Source organism: Pseudomonas sp. 05T35 (genome assembly GCF_056396605.1).
In genome coordinates this window covers 1-14187 of sequence record NZ_JBFTLU010000261.1, presented here as the reverse complement: position 1 = coordinate 14187, position 14187 = coordinate 1, and the positions used below count along the sequence as shown (strand labels likewise).

Here is a 14187-nt window from a genome sequence, read left to right as displayed (position 1 = left end):
GGTTTGGACACTCTCTAAACGGTAGCAGGAACGCTGGGGCGTCGCGGCATCAATCGCCAACTGCCGCTGTTGTCAGCACTTGGCACTCACTTGTTCATCAACTCGCCATGATGGGCGTCGCCTTCCATAGCGTCCTTGCCATGGTCGGAAAGCTGAGCGTCAAACCACTGGTGAAGGGCGGTTACCAAGGCTGCATCCGAGGTCGTATAGATCAATTGGGCTCCACCTTCGATGTTCTTGTAAGCGATCGCAATTTGCCCAGGCCTGGCGGCTTTCAGGTCCGCCAGGCCCGGCATGTCCTGACCATGGATATGAGCCGGCCCCGAGAAATCCCCCTTGAGAAATCGCTCGCGAATGGTCTGAAGGTGCTGGCGAACCAATTTCACCTGAGTAGCGTCCGCAGGCTTATTGGCGACCACTTGTTGAATGCCGCCTTCAGCGGTCTTGGTGAAGATATGAGTCGTCGCCGCAAGGCTGAACGGCATGACGTCCGCGCTGCGACCTGCAACCTCGGCTTGCCGTTGTGCCTCGGCGTTCGAATGATCCAGGGGCTGAGCTTGAAGGCTTCCAGTAAGAGCCAAGAGAACGATTGAGGCGCTGGCAGTTTTGAACACGGCGTTTCTCCGAGACTGGCATGGCATTGAGCGACGCTACTGCGTCAATCCAACAGGCCGGTTAGCGCAGCGACGCCAACCGGCGGCTGCGCTGTCCATGGCACCACAATGACCGGATGGCTGGTTTGGCCGGCTACCCTCTCCATCTGCTTTCGCTCGCTCTCCAAACGCGCTCGCAACAGCGGGTCTTCGGTGCCTGTGGCCAGTAGAGACTTATTGACCACCCAGGCAAACGGCTCGATTTTTGCCCTGCGCAAGTCATCCTGAAGGGCTGCTGCCTGAGACACTGGCGTCGCTTCCGGCAGTGTCACCAAGACGATTTTCGTATAGTCCGGGTCTTGCAGGCGCATCAATGGCGTGACGATGTGGCCCGAGCCCTTGTCTTTAAATTCCCGAACCATCTGGCGGTGATAGGCGCCTGTAGCGTCCATCAGTAGCAACGAATGCCCCGTGGGGGCGGTGTCCAACACCACGAACGAGCTTCTGGCTTGAGCAACCACACGGGAGAAAGCATGGAAGACCGCGACCTCTTCGGTACAGGGTGAGCGCAGATCCTCTATGAGCAAGGCTCTTTCATCTTCGGTCAGGGTCGCGGCGCGGGAGTTCACGATCTTGTCCACGTATTTTTGGGTCTCGACCTTGGGGTCGATGCGACCTACGCTGAGTCCTTGCACATTTCCATGGAGGGTGACCGCCAGATGCGCCGCCGGATCGGTCGTGCTCAGATGCACCGACTTGCCGTGCCGGACCAGGCCCAATGCAATGGCAGCCGCAATCGTAGTCTTGCCAACCCCTCCCTTGCCCATCACCATGATCAACCCGCGCTCGCCATTCGCAAGCTCGCTAACCAGTTCCGCGAGTGTGTGATGTTCGAAGCGTGATGGCTCGTGGGTTGCAGCGCCCGCGGTCCGCGGAGGTTCCGGGGTGAGCAGCCCGCGTAACGCGGGCAAGCCAACAGAATCCACGGCTTTGAGCGGAATGTAGTCGACGGCAAGCTGGCGCAGCGAAGCCGGCATCTCGTCGAGCGCCTTCTGGCCAACGGCTTCGATGGCTGCGGCGATCGGGTCATTCAAGTTGCTGCGTTTGAACACCGCATTCACAACCAGACGCTGGTTTTGCAGACCCAACTCACGCAGCTCGTCGGAAGATCGCGCCGCCTCGTCGAGCGTGCTTTTATCAGGCCGTACCACCAGCACGACGGTGGTAAGGGCCGGATCGTTGAGCGCAGCCAAAGCCTGATTGAAAAGCTGCTCCTGCATTTTCAAACCCGAGTGCGGCCCCAGACATGACGCACCACGATCATTGCCCTCCAGAAATCCGCTCCACGCCTTGGGCAGGCTTAACAGCCTGAGTGTATGCCCCGTGGGAGCGGTGTCGAACACGACGTGGTCATAGGCCGCGCCACCTCGCGACAGGAGGTGGGAGAACTCATCGAAGGTCGCAATTTCAGTCGTGCATGCCCCCGAGAGTTGCTCGCGCACAATAGCAATGTCTTGATCGCTGACTTGCGGCCCCATTTGTTCAACCACTCTGGCTCGGTAGTCGATTGCTGCGGCATCCGGGTCGATGCTGAGCACGGACAGTCCTGGTACGTCCGGTACCGCTACGGGCTTGTTGCTCAGCTCGACGCCCAGCATCTCATCAAGGTTGGAGGCGGCGTCCGTGCTGACCAGCAGCACTTTCTTGCCTGCATCCGCCAGCGCGATTGACACCGCCGTGGAGACCGACGTTTTGCCGACCCCGCCCTTACCCGCGAAGAACATATATTGAGTGGGCTGATCGAGCAGCCTGATGGAGGGCCGCATGGCACTCTGACCTCCCTTGCGGAGCACATCGTTAACCTGCACACAGTGTTGGGACTGATGTTCAAAACCCTGATTTTAGCCTATGTCTCAATTTGTCTGTTACGTCTCCGGCCAACAGTCCCGCGCAGTGGATCTTGCCAGCACGCTCGTGTGTGGGCGCGGAGCGGGGATAGCGTTTGCGTCCGTACTATGCCGAACTGGGAAAGGAAGTCCCGCTCACGCCCGAGCGGTTTATCCCTGACGTAGGCGCCCAGCTAGAGGCCATGCTGGAGATAACCCCCCTGTATTCAGTTTTGTTTTCGGCATTCCTCCTGCCGCCGTTATGGCTGCCTGCAAGTCACTCGGTATTTTGACGTTGGGGACCGCAACCACTGCGCAGGAAGCCAAAGCACTGGAAAATGCCGGCGTCGATTGCATCGTTGCATCAGGATTCGAAGCTGGAGGCCATAAGGGGTCATTCCTGAGATCGGCTGAAGAATCGCTGACGGGCACATTTTCGCTGATTCCTCAGGTCGTGGACCACGTGGCGATTCCCGTTATCGCTAACGGTGGCATAGCGGATGCACGCGGCGTGGCAGCAGCCTTGGCCTTGGGCGCTCATGGCGTTCAGATCGGGACCGCGTTTCTTGCCTGCAAAGAGTCAGCGGCGAGCGCCCCTCATCGCAAAGCCCTTTGGGAAAGTCATTCCGGCTCTACGACGCTGACGAAGGCCTTCACCGGGCGCCTGGCGAGGAGTATTTCGAACAGGATGACGACCGAGGTGAGTCACGGCCGCTCAACCGTTGCGCCTTACCCCATCCAGGCCTGGTTCACGGGGCATCTCGCAAGAGAAGCACTCCTGCAAGGTCACGATGACGTGGTTTCTCTGTCAGCGGGGCAATCCGTTTCTCTGGTCAGGCACGACAGCGCACACGCGTTGATGGAAGAAATCGTTAGAGAAACGCCAAAAATAATCCAGCGCCTCCAGTGACCGAATGATCACCACAACCTGTAGCAGCTGGCGAAGCCTGCGTTCGGCTCGGTCCGCGTTCGGGCGAAGCGGTCGTAAATCCTGCCTCCACGGTTAACCTGAAAAAACGTGGTGTCTGATTTTACGACTGCTGCGCAGCCGAACGCCGGCTTCGCCAGCTGCTACAGGGGGTGCGCTGCTTAGATCTGCGCTAGCGCCTGGGCCAGGTCGGCACGCAGGTCTTCGACATCTTCGATCCCCACTGACAACCGTATCAATGCATCACCGATGCCAAGCTCTGCACGGGTTTCGGCGGGGATGCTGGCGTGCGTCATGATCGCTGGGTGCTCGATCAGGCTTTCGACCCCGCCCAGGCTCTCGGCCAGGGCAAAGATCTGCACACTCTCGAGGAAACGCTTGGCACCGGCCAGGTCGGTGTCCAGGTCGAGGGAAATCATCCCGCCGAAACCGTGCATCTGCCGTTGCGCCAGTTCGTGCTGCGGGTGCGACGGCAAACCCGGATAGTAGACGCGCGCCACCTGCGGCTGATGCGAAAGCCAGCGTGCCAGTTCCAGCGCGTTGCTGCAGTGGCGTTCCATGCGCAGCGCCAGGGTTTTCACGCCGCGCAGGGTGAGAAAAGCGTCAAACGGCCCGGCGATAGCCCCCACCGCGTTCTGCAAAAAGCCTAGGCGCTCGCGCAGTTCCGCATTCTGCCCGACCACCGCGATGCCACCAATCACGTCGGAGTGGCCGTTCAGGTACTTGGTCGTCGAGTGCAGCACGATATCGAAGCCCAGCTCCAGCGGCCGCTGTATCCGCGGACTGGCGAAGGTGTTGTCAGCCACACAGATGATGCCCCGCTCGCGGCAGGTACGCGCGACCGCGGCAAGGTCGGTGATGCGCAGCAAGGGATTGCTCGGCGTCTCGACCCAGACCATTCGCGTGTCGTCCTGCAGCGCCGCTTCGAATGCCGTCAGGTCAGTCAGATCGACGAAGCTGAAGCGATGCCCGGCACTGCGCCGACGTACCTTGTCGAACAGCCTGAAAGTGCCGCCATACAGGTCGTTACCGGAGACGATATGCGAGCCGGTATCGAGCAGTTCGAGCACGTTGGAGATCGCCGCTAGCCCGGAGGCGAAGGCAAATGCCTGGGTGCCGCCCTCGAGGTCTGCCACACAGCGCTCCAGCGCAAAGCGCGTCGGGTTGTGCGAGCGCCCATAGTCGAAGCCCTTGTGTACGCCGGGGCTCTGCTGCAAGTAGGTGGAGTTGGCGTAAATCGGCGGCATCAACGCCCCGGTGGTCGGGTCCGGCGCCTGTCCGGCATGGATCACACGGGTGGCGAAGGCCCGTGGCGTGGCGTTTTCATCGTGTTGACTCATGTAAGGGATCTCCGCAAGTGATTGAGCATGTCGACGCGAGTGATCAGGCCGTGGAAGCCCGAGGCGTCGGCAATAACCGCCACCAGCCCACGGTCGAGTTCCGCCTGCAGTTCAGCCAGGCTGGCGCCGGGAGGCAGTGTTTCGACCTTGTCGGTCATCGCGCTGGCCACGGTCATCCGAAAGTGCGAAGCGTCTTTGTGCACGCCCAGCAGGATATCCGACTCGTCGATCACCCCGACCAGCCGCTTTCCGCCCACCAGCACCGGCAGTTGCGACACATCCGCCAGGCGCATGCGCTGGAAAGCGGTCAGCAACGTGTCGTCCGGACCGACGCTGATCACCCGGCCATCCTCGAAGCGCCGCGCGATCAGGTCGCGCAGGTCGCCGTAGCGCTTGCGCGCAAGCAGGCCCTGATCGGTCATCCACTGGTCGTTGTAGATCTTCGATAGGTAACGGGTGCCGGTGTCGCAAACGAAGCTGACCACCCGCTTCGGCTCGGTTTGCTCGCGGCAGTAGCGCAATGCGGCCGCCAGTAATGTACCGGTCGAAGAACCGCCAAGAATGCCTTCGGCACGCAGCAGTTGGCGGGCATGATCAAAGCTTTCCTCGTCGCTGATCGAATAGGCCTGGCGCACGCTGGACAGGTCGGCAATCGACGGAATGAAATCTTCGCCGATGCCTTCCACCGCCCACGAACCAGGGGTGCCGAGGGTGCCGCTGCGGCTGTATTCGGCCATCACCGAGCCGACCGGATCGGCCAGCACCATTTCCAGGTCCGGCTGCACACGGCGAAAGAAGCGGGTCAGCCCGGTCAGCGTGCCGGCCGAACCGACGCCGACGACGATGGCGTCCAGATCATGCTCGGCCTGCGCCCAGATCTCCGGAGCGGTGCTGCACTCGTGGGCCAGCGGGTTGGCCGGGTTGTTGAACTGATCGGCGAAGAACGCGTCGGGAATCTCCTGCGCCAGCCGCGCGGCAACGTCCTGGTAATACTCGGGATGGCCCTTGCCGACGTCGGAGCGAGTGATGTGTACCTCGGCGCCCATCGCCTTGAGGTGCAAGACTTTCTCGGTGGACATCTTGTCCGGCACCACCAGCACCACCCGGTATCCCTTGGCACGGCCGACCAGCGCCAGGCCGAGGCCGGTGTTGCCGGCAGTGGCCTCGACGATGGTGCCGCCAGGTTGCAGGCGGCCATCGCGCTCGGCGGCGTCGATCATCGCCAGGCCGATGCGGTCCTTGATCGACCCCCCGGGGTTCTGCGATTACATTGGATGGACTGCAACCGACGGTGAGTCAAGGTGCGCCCATCGCAGGAAATATCTCGCTTGGACCATAGGCCGGGATCGTGTCGCCCGCAACTTTACGCAGCCAATCGGTAGCGGCGCTGTCGGAACGGCAAGGTCGTCATGACCTGGAAGCGGCCATTCGCACCTGCGCCCCGACCGTCGAAAAATTTTGCAGTACGATATCGATTTCCAAAACCCCGTTCGTCATTCCGATGCCAGGCCGATGAGGCCGGCTCAAACAAGGAGACAGACGATGCGTGTCATTGTGCTCGTGAAGGCTACCGACGACAGTGAAAAGGGCATTCTGCCCACGACTGCGATGTTCGAGGCGATGCGCCGATATAACGAGGAACTGGTCAATGCTGGCATCATGCTTGCCGCCGACGGCCTCAAGCCCTCCTCGCAAGGCAAGCGTATTGCGTTCGATGGTCCCGGCCGTACGGTCATCGACGGACCTTTCTCCGAAACTCGCGAGCTGGTCGCCGGCTTCTGGCTCTGGGAAGTCAAGGACATGGACGAAGCAGTCGCCTGGGTGAAGCGTTGCCCCAATCCCATGCCGGGACCGAGCGAGATCGAAATCCGGCCGCTGTACGAGATGGCTGATTTGCGCTGAAAGTCTGATGCAGAATCCGATAAACCGCCCGACACCTGTGATAAAAATACCGGTCCCGCTTTTGGAGGCTGCCATGGATCTCGCCACGCTTACGTTGTTCCTTCCCGCCTGTTTCGCCCTGAACATGGCGCCAGGCCCGAACAATCTGCTCTCGGTCAGTAACTCGACCCGCTACGGCTACCGCATGTCCTGTGTGGCCGGGCTTGGGCGTTTGCTGGCGTTCGCCGGCATGATTGCGCTGGCCTCAGCCGGGCTGGCGGTAGTCCTGCAAACGTCGGAACTGCTGTTTTACGCAATCAAGATTCTGGGGGCGGCGTATCTGTTCTACCTCGCGGTTCAACTCTGGCGAGCCAATCCGCAGGCTGAAAGCGCAGTCGCGAGTGCGCCGATTGGCATCATGGCGCTGGCCCGGCAGGAGTTTCTTGTCGCGGCTGGCAACCCGAAAGCAATTTTGATTTTCACCGCATTTCTCCCACAGTTCGTCGACCCGACGAAAGCCGTGACGCCGCAGTTYGCGGTGCTGGGTGCGTTGTTTCTGGGTCTGGAATGGATCGCCATCAGTGCCTACGCCTACATGGGTTTGCATATGCGTCGCTGGTTTGCCGAGCCACGTGGCAAGCGGATTTTCAACCGGTGCTGCGCCGGGTTGTTGTCAGCGGCGGCATCAGTGCTGCTGATGGCTCGCCGAGTCTGACGCTTGGGCTTCAGGGGCCATTTCTCTGGCCCCTTTTGCCTTTTAAGTCCTCACTCTGCCCCGCGCCCGCCTCGCACCAGCGCAAAGTTGATCATTGCTAATGCACCGCGACAGCCTGCCTCTCCTACTCGCCCGGAATGCCGAAGTAAGTGCCTGAAATGAACGCCAAACAGGCATCATGCTCGAGTAGCGCGATATTATTGGCAGCATTGGTATTTCTGATGGCCCACAGGGCCTGAACCTCCTTGAACGTTAAGGCACTGAGCCCCCATGAACCTGAGTATTTTCTACGCCTTGAGCGCGGCCGCACTGTTTGGCGCCAGTACCCCTCTGGCCAAACTGCTGGGTGTGGAGGTCTCACCGATTTTACTGGCAGGGCTGCTGTACCTGGGCAGTGGCCTCGGCTTGACCCTGGTCAGGTTTATCCGTGACCGCGGCTGGCAGTCAACCGGCCTGACAGCCGGCGAGTGGCCGTGGCTGATCGGTGCCATTGCCTTCGGCGGCGTGCTTGGACCGGTGGCACTGATGTTCGGCTTGACCCTGACTTCAGGGGCAACGGCCTCGCTGATGCTCAATCTGGAATCGGTACTGACGGCGCTGCTGGCCTGGCTGGTGTTCAAGGAGAATGCTGATCGGCGAATCGTTGCGGGGATGTTGGCCATCGTCGCTGGCGGAGTGTTCCTGGCCTGGCCGCAAGACTCGACACACGCGCAAGGCTGGATCGGCCCGTTGGCCGTCGCGCTGGCCTGTGCCTGCTGGGCCATCGATAACAACCTGACCCGCAAGATCTCGGCGTCCGATGCCCTGTTCATTGCCGGTATCAAGGGGCTGGTCGCGGGGGCGGTCAACTGTACGCTGGCGCTTTCGTTGGGGGCCAAACTGCCGAACATCGCCACGCTCGCGCCGATACTTCTGGTCGGCTTTCTCGGTTACGGCATTAGCCTGGTGCTGTTCGTGCTCGCCCTTCGCGGCCTCGGCACGGCACGCACCGGTGCGTACTTTTCGACCGCGCCGTTTCTGGGGGCGGCGATTGCAATCCTGATCCTCGGCGAACCGGCTTCACTGACATTCTGGATCGCGGCCCTGCTGATGGGCATTGGCGTCTGGATTCACCTCACTGAAAGCCATGCGCACGACCACCAGCACGAGCCGCTCATCCATGGTCACCGGCATGTTCACGACGAACACCATCAGCATGAGCATGACTTTGAATGGGATGGCAGCGAACCTCACAGTCACGTTCACCAGCATCAGGCGATCCGGCATAGCCACCCGCACTACCCGGACATTCATCACCGGCACAAGCATTGAAGCCAGTTCAAGCAAACCGACAAAATGCTTTGCCGCGCGGGGCTTTTCAATCGGCTCGGAGAGGAATACTGTAGAGATACAAACTTTTTTTGAATGTATCTCTACATGAAAAACTGGCTCGCATTAATTCTTGGTCTACCGACCGCCAATGCCACCGAGCGCATGCGAGCCTGGCGCGCACTGAAAGCCTCTGGAGCGGCGGTGTTACGCGATGGCGCCTATCTGTTGCCGGACTCCGACGCCTGTCGTGAAGCACTGGCCTCGGTCGAACGCGATATTCTGGCCATCAATGGCACCGCCTATGTCCTGCCTGTCGTGCCCTGGGTTGATCGACTGGCCTGCGCCTGGCTGATTCGACGCTTCATCGATCCAGACGCTCGGATCCTCTGGCTGAACAGCCCGCAGGACTGCCCAGCCGATGCTCTGGGTTTTGATTTCGATGAGGCGACCTTCAGTCATGTCGGCAACCGTGTGACCTTCGAAACCCTGCAAACCAGCTTTGAAATCCAGGAGCCCGGTCTGGAGCGCATTGCCGCCCTCGTGCATTACCTCGACATCGGGGGCATTCAGCCAGTGGAGGCTGCCGGCATCGAACGGGTGCTGGCCGGACTACGCGAAACCATTACCCATGACGACCACTTGCTGGCTGCTGCGAGCGCCATCTTCGACGGCCTGCTTGCCGCGTTTGTGAAAGAGGAACAACCCCAATGAGTAAGGCATCTCCATCGCTCGTTGAAGCGGAACTGCCAAGGCCTGAGGCGATCAGTTTGCGTGAAGCGTTCTGGTTCTGGCTCAAACTCGGCTTCATCAGTTTCGGCGGGCCGGCAGGACAGATCTCGATCATGCACCAGGAGCTGGTCGAACGACGGCGCTGGATTTCCGAGCGGCGATTTCTGCATGCCCTCAACTACTGCATGTTGCTGCCAGGGCCGGAAGCTCAGCAGCTGGCGACCTACATCGGCTGGCTGATGCATCGAACCTGGGGCGGTGTCATTGCAGGCGGGCTGTTTGTGTTGCCCTCGCTGTTCATCCTGATTGCCTTGTCCTGGATGTATATCGCCTTCGGCGACGTGCCGATGGTCGCCGGCCTTTTCTATGGCATCAAACCCGCCGTGACCGCCATCGTCGTACAGGCGGCACACCGAATCGGTTCGCGAGCGCTGAAGAACAATTGGCTGTGGGGCATGGCGGCGGCGTCGTTCGCGGCGATATTTGCATTCAATGTCCCCTTTCCACTGATCGTGCTCAGTGCGGCCTTGATCGGCTACCTGGGTGGCCGTTTTGCTCCCGAGAAATTCCGGATCGGAGGCCACAGCGCCGCCCAAAAATCCTATGGCCCGGCATTGATCGATGACGACACGCCCTCCCCCGAACATGCCCGGTTCAGCTGGTTGAAGCTGGCGCTGCTGACACTCATTGGGGCGGTGTTATGGGCGTTGCCAATGGCGATCCTGACCACACTCTTTGGCTGGGAAGGCACCTTGACCCAGATGGCCTGGTTCTTTACCAAGGCGGCACTGCTGACATTTGGCGGTGCCTATGCGGTGCTCCCGTATGTCTACCAGGGCGCAGTCGGACACTATGGCTGGCTGACCCCGACACAAATGATCGACGGCTTGGCGCTGGGGGAAACCACGCCGGGGCCGCTGATCATGGTGGTGGCTTTCGTCGGCTTTGTCGGGGCTTATGTTTCGCAGGTGTTCGGCGCCGACCAGGTGTTTCTCGGCGGCGCCGTCGCGGCGACGCTGGTGACCTGGTTCACCTTCCTGCCTTCGTTCCTGTTCATCCTCGCCGGCGGCCCGCTGGTGGAGACGACGCACAACGAACTCAAGTTCACCGCGCCGCTCACCGGGATCACTGCCGCTGTGGTTGGGGTGATTCTTAATCTGGCAGTGTTCTTCGGCTATCACGTGCTGTGGCCCAAAGGGTTCGGCGGCACCCTCGACTGGCCTTCTGCGCTGATCGCCATTGCCGCAGCGATTGCCTTGTTTCGCTTCAAGCGTGGCGTCATTCAAGTACTGATGGCCTGTGCGCTCATTGGTTTGGCAGTGCATCTGCTGCGCTAGCGAGCGTGCGGCGATCAAACGTTTCCTGGCAGGCATCGGGCCTGCCGGATCATCCAGCCTTTCGAACCAGGCAGGAGGTGTTCCATGAGGTGGATTACCCGTGAACGACCCAAGATTGATCGCATCGCGTGTCCTTGGCTGATCACTCGTTTTATCGATCCACAGGCCGAGTTCCTGTACGTCCCCAGCAAAGACGTTCTGCGGCTTGCCGCTGAGAAAGATGCAACGCCTTACGACATTCCGGGCGTTGAGCTTTCCCACGTAGGTGAGCTGTGCAGCTTTGATGCGTTCCTGAAGAAGTACCAGCTCAGTGATCCCGCCTTGCAGCATTTGGCCAAAATCGTGCGCGGGGCTGATACCTCCCGTCTTGATCTGACGCCGCAATCGGCTGGGCTGTACGCGATTTCGCTGGGATTGTCGCAACGCTTTGCCGATGACCAGGAAATGCTGTCGCACGGCTTGATCATGTATGACGCGCTGTACGCCTGGTGCAAGGAGTGTCAAGGCGAGACGCATAACTGGCCTCCGCAGATGTGATGAGGCCTGTTCACACTGAACGTTCTGATCCTGCATTACCGGGACAAAGGCAGGGCGATTGACGTCGCCCTGCCCAAGCAGAAGAGGACCTCATGACCCTACGGCACAAACGACGTTTTGCTCTGCCAGTCTTCGCCGTCCTGTTGATGGCGCTAGCCGTCATCAACATCGCGAACCTTCGTGACGTTCAGGCTGCAGACAAACCATCGACCAACGACCTGCCACTGAAACATGTCACCGACATTCCGTTGCCCGGTGGCGCTACTCGGCTTGACTACGAGAGCTACGATCCAGCGCGCAACCTGTTGTTCATCGCCCATTTGGGCGACAGCGAAGTGATCGTCTATGACCTGCGTGAGTCCCGCGTCGTTGGACGCATTGCGAACGTTTCGTCGGTGCACGGCGTGCTGGTTATTCCTGAACTGTCGCGTGTCTACGCGTCGGCGACGGGCACCAACGAAATCGTGGCGATTGACGAAGCGACTCTGGCAGTTGTCAGCCGTATGCCCGGCGGTGTCTATCCAGACGGCATGGCTTACGTACCCGACCTTCACAAGCTTTACGTATCGAACGAAAACGGCAAGACCGAAACGGTAATCGATGTACGCACCCACACTCGCGTCGCAACGATTCCCCTCGGAGGTGAAGTCGGCAATACACAATATGACCCTGTATCACGACACATTTTCGTCAATGTCCAGACACGTGGGCAACTGATCGAAATCGATCCCGCAACCGACCGGATCGTTGCGCGCATTGAATTGCCGGGGGCAAGAGGCAACCATGGCTTGTTGATCACCCCGCGTGACCGGCTGGCCTTTATCGCGTGCGAAGGTAACGACAAACTGCTGGTACTGGACATGCAAACGATGCGGGTTATCCAGGCGTTCGATACTGGAGGAACCCCTGATGTGCTTGCGTTTGACCCCGTGCCGGGCATGCTTTATGTGGCGGCAGAGGCCGGCATGGTGTCGATGTTCCACGTCAAGGACAGCGTCGTCACGAACATCGGCAGTGGCCGCGTAGGCCCGCATGCGCACGTCGTTGCCGTGGATACGGCGACACACCGCTCGTATTTTCCACTCAAGGATATCGACGGGCACCCGGTACTGCGGATTATGGAACCCCGGTAGCRCATCCGTGCTGCGGCACTGTCGGCAGCTGGCGTTTTGATGATCGAATGCGTTAATGGCGCCCCACCTGCGCGAAAGTTCGAGCGCAAGAGACCGGGTGCGATCCTGCGGGCAGAGCTTTAATCTGCCTGCAGTACCTGATCTTATGTCTGGAATATCCATGCCCTATCACCCCGCCAGCCACTACCTGTCCGCCATCGACCCGGACTGGGCGCGGCACATCGCCGCCATCGGCCCGTGCCTGCATCAGCCAAAACCGGCTCGCGACCCCTACGAAGCGCTGGTTCGGGCCATTGCTTATCAGCAACTCCATGCCAAGGCCGGCGATGCCATTCTCGGGCGTTTGATTGCGTTGTTTCCCGACTCGCTGTTCCCGACGCCCGAGCAATTGCTAGCGTGCGAATTCGAGGTGCTGCGCAGCTGTGGTTTCTCCGGCAGCAAGATCGCCACGCTCCAAGGTATCGCCCAAGGCGCGCTGGAGGGGCTGGTGCCGGATCGTTCAAACGCGCTGGCGATGAGCGACGACGAATTGATCGAACGCCTGACCCGGTTACGCGGTGTCGGCCGCTGGACTGTCGAGATGCTGCTGATCTACACCCTCGAACGCATGGATATCCTGCCCGCCGACGACTTTGGCGTGCGCGACGGTTACCGCCGTCTCAAAGGTTTGGAGCAACAGCCAAGCCGCAAGCAGATGGTCGATATCGGTCAGGCGTGGAGCCCCTATAGAACCGTCGCGGCCTGGTATTTGTGGCGAGTGCCGAACCGATGAAACGCTTTGTGTTGATSAATGCTCAGGGCGAACCGCTAGACAGCGTCGAACTCGGACAAATGGGCGGCCATCGACGATCCCGAATCTACGGTCGACTCGACTGCCCTGCTGCACTGCGGGCCATTGCCCGTGGCGGCTATGTCGCGCACCGGGTATTTTTCGCCGATGAAACCACGGCCCGCGCCGCGGGTTATCGACCGTGTGCGGTGTGTTTGCCGCTGGCGTATAGGGAATGGAAAAAAGCATCCAGTCAATGACGCGGTAACCTGCAACCGGGATCAATCACAGGTCAATGCGGCTTGGACAACTCAAAAGCCTGCTCAAATCRCACCAAAGCGGGCGATTGCTGCATCGATAAATCGACGGAGTTTGGCCRTTCTCTGACGATTTGCCGTGTAGAGCAAATGCATGTGTCGGCTCGGCGCTTCGAAATCAGTTAACAGCCGCACCAACTCGCCGCTTTGCAGCGCCGGCTGAAGAAAGTCTTCGGGGCCAAGGACAATTCCAAACCCGTCAAGCGCGGCGGACAGCAGTGCTTTGCTCTCGTTGACCTGCAAGCGACTGGAGACCTGTACCTTATGAACGGTGGAGCCTTTGCAGAACTGCCATTCGCGGTCGGCCGGGCGGGACCAGTAGGCATATCCCAAACACTCGTGGCTCTCAAGATCAGCCGGTGTTTGTGGCGTTCCGCGTTCAATCAGGTAGCTCGGTGCCGCGCAGGCCACCAGCCGATAAGGCACCAACGGTCTGGCGGTCAAGCTGGAGTTGGCCAGGGGACCGATCCGGAAAGCCACTTCATAGCCCTCTTCCACCAGATCGACGAAGCGATCCGTCAAATGCAGATCGATTTCCACTTCAGGGTGCTGACGCAAAAAATCCGTCACCAATGGCATGAGGCTATAGGAACCGAAAGTCACGGGAGCACTGATTTTCAGTTTGCCACGAGGGGTGTCGTTCATGATCTGCGCAAGGGAGTCGGCAGCCTGGGCTTCGCTCACAATATGCTTGCAGCGTTCATAGTAAGC

At 60.1% G+C, this 14187-nt stretch carries 13 protein-coding genes and 2 pseudogenes; 10 read left to right on the top strand and 5 right to left on the bottom strand.

Features of this window, described 5'->3' with window-relative positions; genetic code table 11:
* Positions 1 to 86: 86 nt before the first annotated feature.
* The gene (locus AC1DH9_RS19220) at positions 87 to 614 is read right to left on the bottom strand and encodes an aspartate carbamoyltransferase (protein WP_427544907.1); all 528 of its coding nucleotides are present in this window, start codon (positions 612 to 614) and stop codon (positions 87 to 89) included.
* A gap of 44 nt (positions 615 to 658) precedes the next feature.
* Positions 659 to 2419, bottom strand: coding sequence for an arsenical pump-driving ATPase (gene arsA, locus AC1DH9_RS19215; protein WP_427544908.1), 1761 nt, complete (start codon positions 2417 to 2419; stop codon positions 659 to 661).
* A gap of 286 nt (positions 2420 to 2705) precedes the next feature.
* On the opposite strand from arsA, the pseudogene AC1DH9_RS19210 reads away from it, so the two are divergent.
* Positions 2706 to 3389: pseudogene (locus tag AC1DH9_RS19210) on the top strand (NAD(P)H-dependent flavin oxidoreductase); the annotation flags it as partial.
* A gap of 179 nt (positions 3390 to 3568) precedes the next feature.
* Here the strand turns inward: AC1DH9_RS19210 and AC1DH9_RS19205 are convergent.
* A complete protein-coding gene (locus tag AC1DH9_RS19205) occupies positions 3569 to 4747 on the bottom strand; it encodes a cystathionine gamma-synthase (RefSeq protein WP_427544910.1) in 1179 nt (392 codons plus the stop codon).
* Positions 4744 to 6012: pseudogene (locus AC1DH9_RS19200) on the bottom strand (pyridoxal-phosphate dependent enzyme); the annotation flags it as partial. The gene AC1DH9_RS19205 and the pseudogene AC1DH9_RS19200, both read right to left, overlap by 4 nt.
* Positions 6013 to 6289: 277 nt before the next feature.
* Between AC1DH9_RS19200 and AC1DH9_RS19195 the strand changes: the two are divergent.
* From AC1DH9_RS19195 to AC1DH9_RS19155, 9 genes are all read left to right on the top strand, one after another.
* Positions 6290 to 6649 (top strand): YciI family protein, encoded by a 360-nt coding sequence (locus tag AC1DH9_RS19195; protein WP_427544912.1) that lies wholly within the window; start codon positions 6290 to 6292, stop codon positions 6647 to 6649.
* Between the two features lie 73 nt (positions 6650 to 6722).
* A complete protein-coding gene (locus AC1DH9_RS19190) occupies positions 6723 to 7343 on the top strand; it encodes a LysE family translocator (RefSeq protein WP_427544914.1) in 621 nt (206 codons plus the stop codon).
* A gap of 270 nt (positions 7344 to 7613) precedes the next feature.
* Positions 7614 to 8654, top strand: coding sequence for a DMT family transporter (locus AC1DH9_RS19185; protein ID WP_103314420.1), 1041 nt, complete (start codon positions 7614 to 7616; stop codon positions 8652 to 8654).
* A gap of 105 nt (positions 8655 to 8759) precedes the next feature.
* The gene (locus tag AC1DH9_RS19180) at positions 8760 to 9365 is read left to right on the top strand and encodes a chromate resistance protein ChrB domain-containing protein (RefSeq protein WP_477808591.1); all 606 of its coding nucleotides are present in this window, start codon (positions 8760 to 8762) and stop codon (positions 9363 to 9365) included.
* Positions 9362 to 10720, top strand: coding sequence for a chromate efflux transporter (gene chrA, locus AC1DH9_RS19175; RefSeq protein WP_427544918.1), 1359 nt, complete (start codon positions 9362 to 9364; stop codon positions 10718 to 10720). Before AC1DH9_RS19180 ends, chrA begins: the two co-directional genes overlap by 4 nt.
* Before the next feature lie 84 nt (positions 10721 to 10804).
* The gene (locus AC1DH9_RS19170) at positions 10805 to 11257 is read left to right on the top strand and encodes a chromate resistance protein ChrB domain-containing protein (RefSeq protein WP_427544920.1); all 453 of its coding nucleotides are present in this window, start codon (positions 10805 to 10807) and stop codon (positions 11255 to 11257) included.
* A gap of 92 nt (positions 11258 to 11349) precedes the next feature.
* Positions 11350 to 12390 (top strand): hypothetical protein, encoded by a 1041-nt coding sequence (locus AC1DH9_RS19165; protein WP_427544922.1) that lies wholly within the window; start codon positions 11350 to 11352, stop codon positions 12388 to 12390.
* Between the two features lie 160 nt (positions 12391 to 12550).
* Positions 12551 to 13162, top strand: a complete 612-nt coding sequence (locus AC1DH9_RS19160) for a DNA-3-methyladenine glycosylase family protein (RefSeq protein WP_427544924.1) — start codon at positions 12551 to 12553, stop codon at positions 13160 to 13162.
* Positions 13159 to 13419 (top strand): Ada metal-binding domain-containing protein, encoded by a 261-nt coding sequence (locus tag AC1DH9_RS19155; RefSeq protein WP_477808590.1) that lies wholly within the window; start codon positions 13159 to 13161, stop codon positions 13417 to 13419. The genes AC1DH9_RS19160 and AC1DH9_RS19155 overlap by 4 nt, the downstream gene beginning before the upstream one ends.
* 63 nt (positions 13420 to 13482) lie before the next feature.
* Here AC1DH9_RS19155 and AC1DH9_RS19150 read toward each other — a convergent pair.
* On the bottom strand, positions 13483 to 14187 hold a 705-nt coding region (locus tag AC1DH9_RS19150), incomplete at its 5' end, for a LysR substrate-binding domain-containing protein (protein ID WP_477808589.1).

What these genes read in the sequence shown, in the direction of transcription:
- arsA (WP_427544908.1), bottom strand. Translation starts at nt 2,419, where the DNA reads ATGCGGCCCTCCATCAGGCTGCTCGATCAGCCCACTCAATATATGTTC.
- AC1DH9_RS19205 (WP_427544910.1), bottom strand. Translation starts at nt 4,747, where the DNA reads ATGAGTCAACACGATGAAAACGCCACGCCACGGGCCTTCGCCACCCGT.
- AC1DH9_RS19195 (WP_427544912.1), top strand. Translation starts at nt 6,290, where the DNA reads ATGCGTGTCATTGTGCTCGTGAAGGCTACCGACGACAGTGAAAAGGGC.
- AC1DH9_RS19185 (WP_103314420.1), top strand. Translation starts at nt 7,614, where the DNA reads ATGAACCTGAGTATTTTCTACGCCTTGAGCGCGGCCGCACTGTTTGGC.
- AC1DH9_RS19180 (WP_477808591.1), top strand. Translation starts at nt 8,760, where the DNA reads ATGAAAAACTGGCTCGCATTAATTCTTGGTCTACCGACCGCCAATGCC.
- chrA (WP_427544918.1), top strand. Translation starts at nt 9,362, where the DNA reads ATGAGTAAGGCATCTCCATCGCTCGTTGAAGCGGAACTGCCAAGGCCT.
- AC1DH9_RS19170 (WP_427544920.1), top strand. Translation starts at nt 10,805, where the DNA reads ATGAGGTGGATTACCCGTGAACGACCCAAGATTGATCGCATCGCGTGT.
- AC1DH9_RS19165 (WP_427544922.1), top strand. Translation starts at nt 11,350, where the DNA reads ATGACCCTACGGCACAAACGACGTTTTGCTCTGCCAGTCTTCGCCGTC.
- AC1DH9_RS19160 (WP_427544924.1), top strand. Translation starts at nt 12,551, where the DNA reads ATGCCCTATCACCCCGCCAGCCACTACCTGTCCGCCATCGACCCGGAC.